Origin of the sequence: Nocardioides sp. (genome assembly GCF_016462705.1) — a bacterium.
Classification (GTDB): Bacteria; Actinomycetota; Actinomycetes; order Propionibacteriales; family Nocardioidaceae; genus Nocardioides.
The window spans coordinates 1-4,061 of the sequence record NZ_JAEMSS010000271.1 but is presented as its reverse complement, the minus strand read 5'-3'; the positions used below and the strand labels follow the sequence as shown (position 1 = coordinate 4,061).

The 4,061-nt window shown below is 73.6% G+C and carries 5 protein-coding genes; all 5 read left to right on the top strand.

All coding sequences use genetic code 11. The features are described from left to right. Nucleotides 1-733: GTPase HflX (hflX, locus tag JHD21_RS21205; RefSeq protein ID WP_292679460.1), on the top strand; the 733-nt coding region annotated here is incomplete at its 5' end. A gap of 77 nt (nucleotides 734-810) precedes the next feature. After that, nucleotides 811-1,488, top strand: coding sequence for an SGNH/GDSL hydrolase family protein (locus JHD21_RS21200; RefSeq protein WP_292679458.1), 678 nt, complete (start codon nucleotides 811-813; stop codon nucleotides 1,486-1,488). A gap of 9 nt (nucleotides 1,489-1,497) precedes the next feature. Beyond that, nucleotides 1,498-2,106, top strand: coding sequence for a class I SAM-dependent methyltransferase (locus tag JHD21_RS21195; RefSeq protein WP_292679457.1), 609 nt, complete (start codon nucleotides 1,498-1,500; stop codon nucleotides 2,104-2,106). Between the two features lie 16 nt (nucleotides 2,107-2,122). Beyond that, the gene (locus tag JHD21_RS21190; RefSeq protein ID WP_292679456.1) at nucleotides 2,123-3,331 is read left to right on the top strand and encodes an ROK family transcriptional regulator; all 1,209 of its coding nucleotides are present in this window, start codon (nucleotides 2,123-2,125) and stop codon (nucleotides 3,329-3,331) included. A 174-nt stretch (nucleotides 3,332-3,505) separates the two neighbouring features. After that, nucleotides 3,506-4,061 (top strand): ROK family protein (locus JHD21_RS21185; RefSeq protein ID WP_292679454.1); only part of this gene is annotated, 556 nt, incomplete at its 3' end.

Sequence of the window (4,061 nt, the reverse complement as noted above, 5' to 3'; positions counted from 1 at the left end):
CCTCAACCGCGAGCTCAAGGAGATGCGGAAGACCCGCGTCTCCAAGCGCTCGACCCGCAGGGCCCGGCAGATCCCGGCGGTCGCGATCGCCGGCTACACCAACGCCGGCAAGTCCTCGCTGCTCAACCGGCTCACCGACGCCGGCGTGCTGGTCGAGGACTCGCTGTTCGCGACCCTCGACCCCACGACGCGGCGGACGACGACGTCCGACGGCCGGGTCTTCACGCTGAGCGACACCGTCGGGTTCGTCCGGCACCTGCCCCACCAGATCGTCGAGGCCTTCCGCTCCACGTTGGAGGAGGTGGCCGACGCCGACCTGATCCTGCACGTCGTCGACGGCTCGCACCCCGACCCGGAGGGCCAGATCTCCGCGGTGCGAGAGGTGTTCGCCGAGGTCGAGGCCGGCGAGGTCGCCGAGATCATCGTGATCAACAAGGCGGACGCCGCCGACCCGCTCGTGCTCGCCCGGCTGCAGCGCGCCGAGCCGCACTCGATCGTGGTCAGCGCCCGCACCGGCCAGGGCATCGACGCGCTGCGTGAGCTGGTCGAGGGTGAGCTGCCGCGGCCCGGCGTCGCGTTCACCGCCCTGCTGCCCTACGAGCGCGGCGACCTCATCAACAAGATCCACCAGCAGGGCGAGATCGACTCGATGGAGCACACCCCCGAGGGCACGGTCGTCGCCGGCCGCGCCAATGCCGACCTGGCCGGCGAGCTGGCGTCCTACTCCGTGTAGTCCGGCTGGCCCTGGTAGTCCTCGAACCACCCGAACGGGCCATGGGGTGAGCCGACTCCGGTCCGCACACTTTCCCGGTGCGTACTCGGGTGGCGGTGCTGGTCGCTGCGCTGGTGCTCGCCCTCTCGACCGCCGCGATGAGCCGGGCGATCGCCGGCGGTGAGAGCCGGTGCGAGCAGTTCGGCGCCGACTCGACGGCGCGAGCCGGCCTGGTCACCGGCGCTGGTGACCGCGTCGTCGTGATCGGTGACTCCTGGTCCGCCGGCCTCGGGTTGGCTCAGCCCGTGCGCTCGTGGCCCTCGCGGCTGCCCGGCCGGGTGCACGTCGCCGGGTTCTCCGGGTCCGGGTTCAGTGCCTCGGCCTCGCCGTGCGGGCCGGTCTCCTTCGCCGACCGGGCGGGTGCCGTCGTCGCGGGCGCCGACCTCGTGGTCGTCGAGGGAGGGCTCAACGACTGGGACCACTCCGACGCCGAGATCCGCGCCGGCTTCGCGCGGCTCGTCGAGGTCCTGCGCGCCGCCGGCGTGCCGAGGGTGGTCGTCGTCGGCCCGGCCAGCGCCCCGTCCAGAGCGGCCAGGATCCCGCACGTCGACGCGCTGCTGGCCGAGCTGTCGGACCAGCACGGTGTGGGCTACGTGACCACCACGGACCTGGACCTGAGCTATCTCGACGACGACCTGCACCTGACGTACGCCGGGCACGCCGAGTTCGGGGACGCGGTCGCGGACCGGATCGCGGGGCTCGCACAGCCCTCGTAGGGTGAGTGGGTGGCCGAGCCGACGCGATGGGTGACCGAGACCAAGGCCGGGCACTCGGAGTGGTACGTCGAGCGGTTCCGCCGGATGGCCGCCGAGGGTGACGACCTGGGCGGTGAGGCACGGCTGATCGACGCGATGCTGCCGCGGGGCGGCCGGGTGCTCGACGCGGGCTGCGGGCCGGGCCGGGTCGGGGCGGTGCTGCACGAGCGCGGCCACAGGGTCGTGGGCGTGGACGCCGACCCGGTGCTGATCGAGGCGGCCGAGGCCGACCACCCCGGCCCGCGCTGGCTGGTCGCCGACCTCACCGAGCTCGACCTGGCCGCCGCGGGTGAGAGCGAGCCGTTCGACGGAGCCGTGCTGGCCGGCAACGTGATGGTCTTCCTGGCCCCCGGCACCGAGGCCGCCGCCCTGCGCAGGGTGGCCGCCCATGTCCGCGCCGACGGGTTCGTGGTGACCGGCTTCCACACCAACCGGGAGCTCTCGCTCGACACCTTCGACCGGGCTGCCGACGAGGCCGGGCTCCGTCACGAGCACCGGTTCGCCACGTGGGACCTGCGGGCCTGGCACGACGCGGCCGACTTCGCGGTCACCGTGCTGCGCACCCCCGCTTCGGGCTGAGTGCAAGGATGCCCGCGTGCGTCCATCGCTGGCGGGTCGGGCCGAGAGCCCGATGCAGGCTCGGCTGCTGGCGCAGCTGCGCGACGAGGGCCCCTTGTCCAAGGCCCAGCTGGCCGACGCGCTCCAGGTCTCCCGGACCACGATCGGCGCCGAGGTGGCCCGGCTCGGGGAGCTCGGCCTCGCCGTCGAGGCCGGCCCGGCCGCCTCGCGGGGCGGCCGCCGCTCGACGCTGGTCGACCTCTCCCCGGACATCCGGTTCGCCGGGATCTCGATCGGCGCCACGGGTCTCTCGGTCGGGGTCACGGACGGGCGGCTGACCACCCTCGCCATGCACCGCCGCCAGAGCGACATCCGGCAGGGGCCGGAGGTGGTGCTCGCGGACGCCCTCGAGGTGCTGCGCGAGGTGATGGCCGAGGCCGGCGTCACCCGGCTGAGCGGGGCCGGCGTGGGCGTGCCCGGACCGGTGGACTTCCACCGCGGCGTCTCGGTCTCGCCCCCGATCATGCCCGGCTGGGACGGCTACCCGGTCCGGGACGCCGTCTCCCGCGACCTGGGCTGCCCGGTCGTCCTCGACAACGACGTCAACGTGCTGGCGGTCGGGGAGCAGCACGCGGGGGTCGCCCGGGCCGCGCGGGACTTCCTCTTCGTCAAGATCGGGACCGGCATCGGCTGCGGGATCGTCGTCGACGGCGAGCTCTACCGCGGGGTCGACGGGTGCGCCGGGGACATCGGGCACATCCGCGTCGACGACTTCGGCCCCAGCTGCGCCTGCGGCAACACCGGTTGCCTTGAGGCGTTCGCCGGCGGAGCGGCGCTGGCCCGGGACGCGACGGCGGCCGCCCGGGCCGGCCGGTCCGGTGCGCTGGCGGCGCTGCTGGAGGAGAAGGGCGAGCTCACCGCGGCCGACGTCGGGCTCGCCGTGGGTCAGGGCGACCCGGTGGCGGTGCAGCTGATCCGGGACAGCGGCCATCGGGTGGGGCAGGTGCTGGCCAGCCTGGTCTCCTTCTTCAACCCGGGCATGATCGTGATCGGCGGGGGCGTCACCGCCCTTGGTCATGCGCTGCTCGCCGAGATCCGGGGGGTGACCTACCGGCGCTCCCTGCCGCTGGCCACCGGCAGCCTCCCGATCGTGCTGAGCGAGCTCGGGGACGAGGGCGGGGTGATCGGCGCCGCCCGGATGGTCAGCGGGGCCATCTACTCCTCCGACTCCAGCCGCTCGGCCTGAACCCTCCGCGCCGCGTGACTTCGTCCACCCGTGGCGTTAGTTGGCGCGCCCTCAACAACAAACTCGGTCACAGGGCTTGCCTTCGTCCACGTCTCCACATAGTTTGTGCAGTCATCTGACAAAGTGAGTGACGACGCTCACACCTGTCGTGGGACCGATCGGAGGCGGCGCGTGGTGCGAACCGACCTCGGCCGGGTCTGCGGCCTCGGTGCCGAGATCAACGTCAACCACGTCTCGACGATCGCCCTCGACCTGGACGGTCGCGTGGTGACCGAGCACAAGCTCGGGCTCGACGCCCGGGCGCTCCTCGTCGAGGAGGTCATCGAGCACCTCGTCGAGCTCGTCCGGCAGACCCTCGACGACCTCGCCCTCCGGGACATCACCCCGGTGGCCCTGACCGTCGGCGTGGCCGGACTCATCGACCGGCGGCGCGACGTGCTGACGCACGCACCCAACCTGGGCTGGCGCGACGTCCCCGTGGGGGACCTGCTGCGCGACCGGCTGGACGCCCCCTTCCCCGTCACCGTCGACAACGAGGGCAACCTGGCCGCCGTCGCCGAGGCCACGCCCGGGGACCCGGCCCGCCAGGACATCCTGGTGATCTTCGGAGAGGTCGGCGTCGGTGGCGGGATCGTCGCCGACGGCCGGCTGCTGCGCGGCCGACAGGGGTACGCCGGGGAGTTCGGGCACATGATCGTCGAGCCGCGCGGCCGGCGCTGCGGCTGTGGGC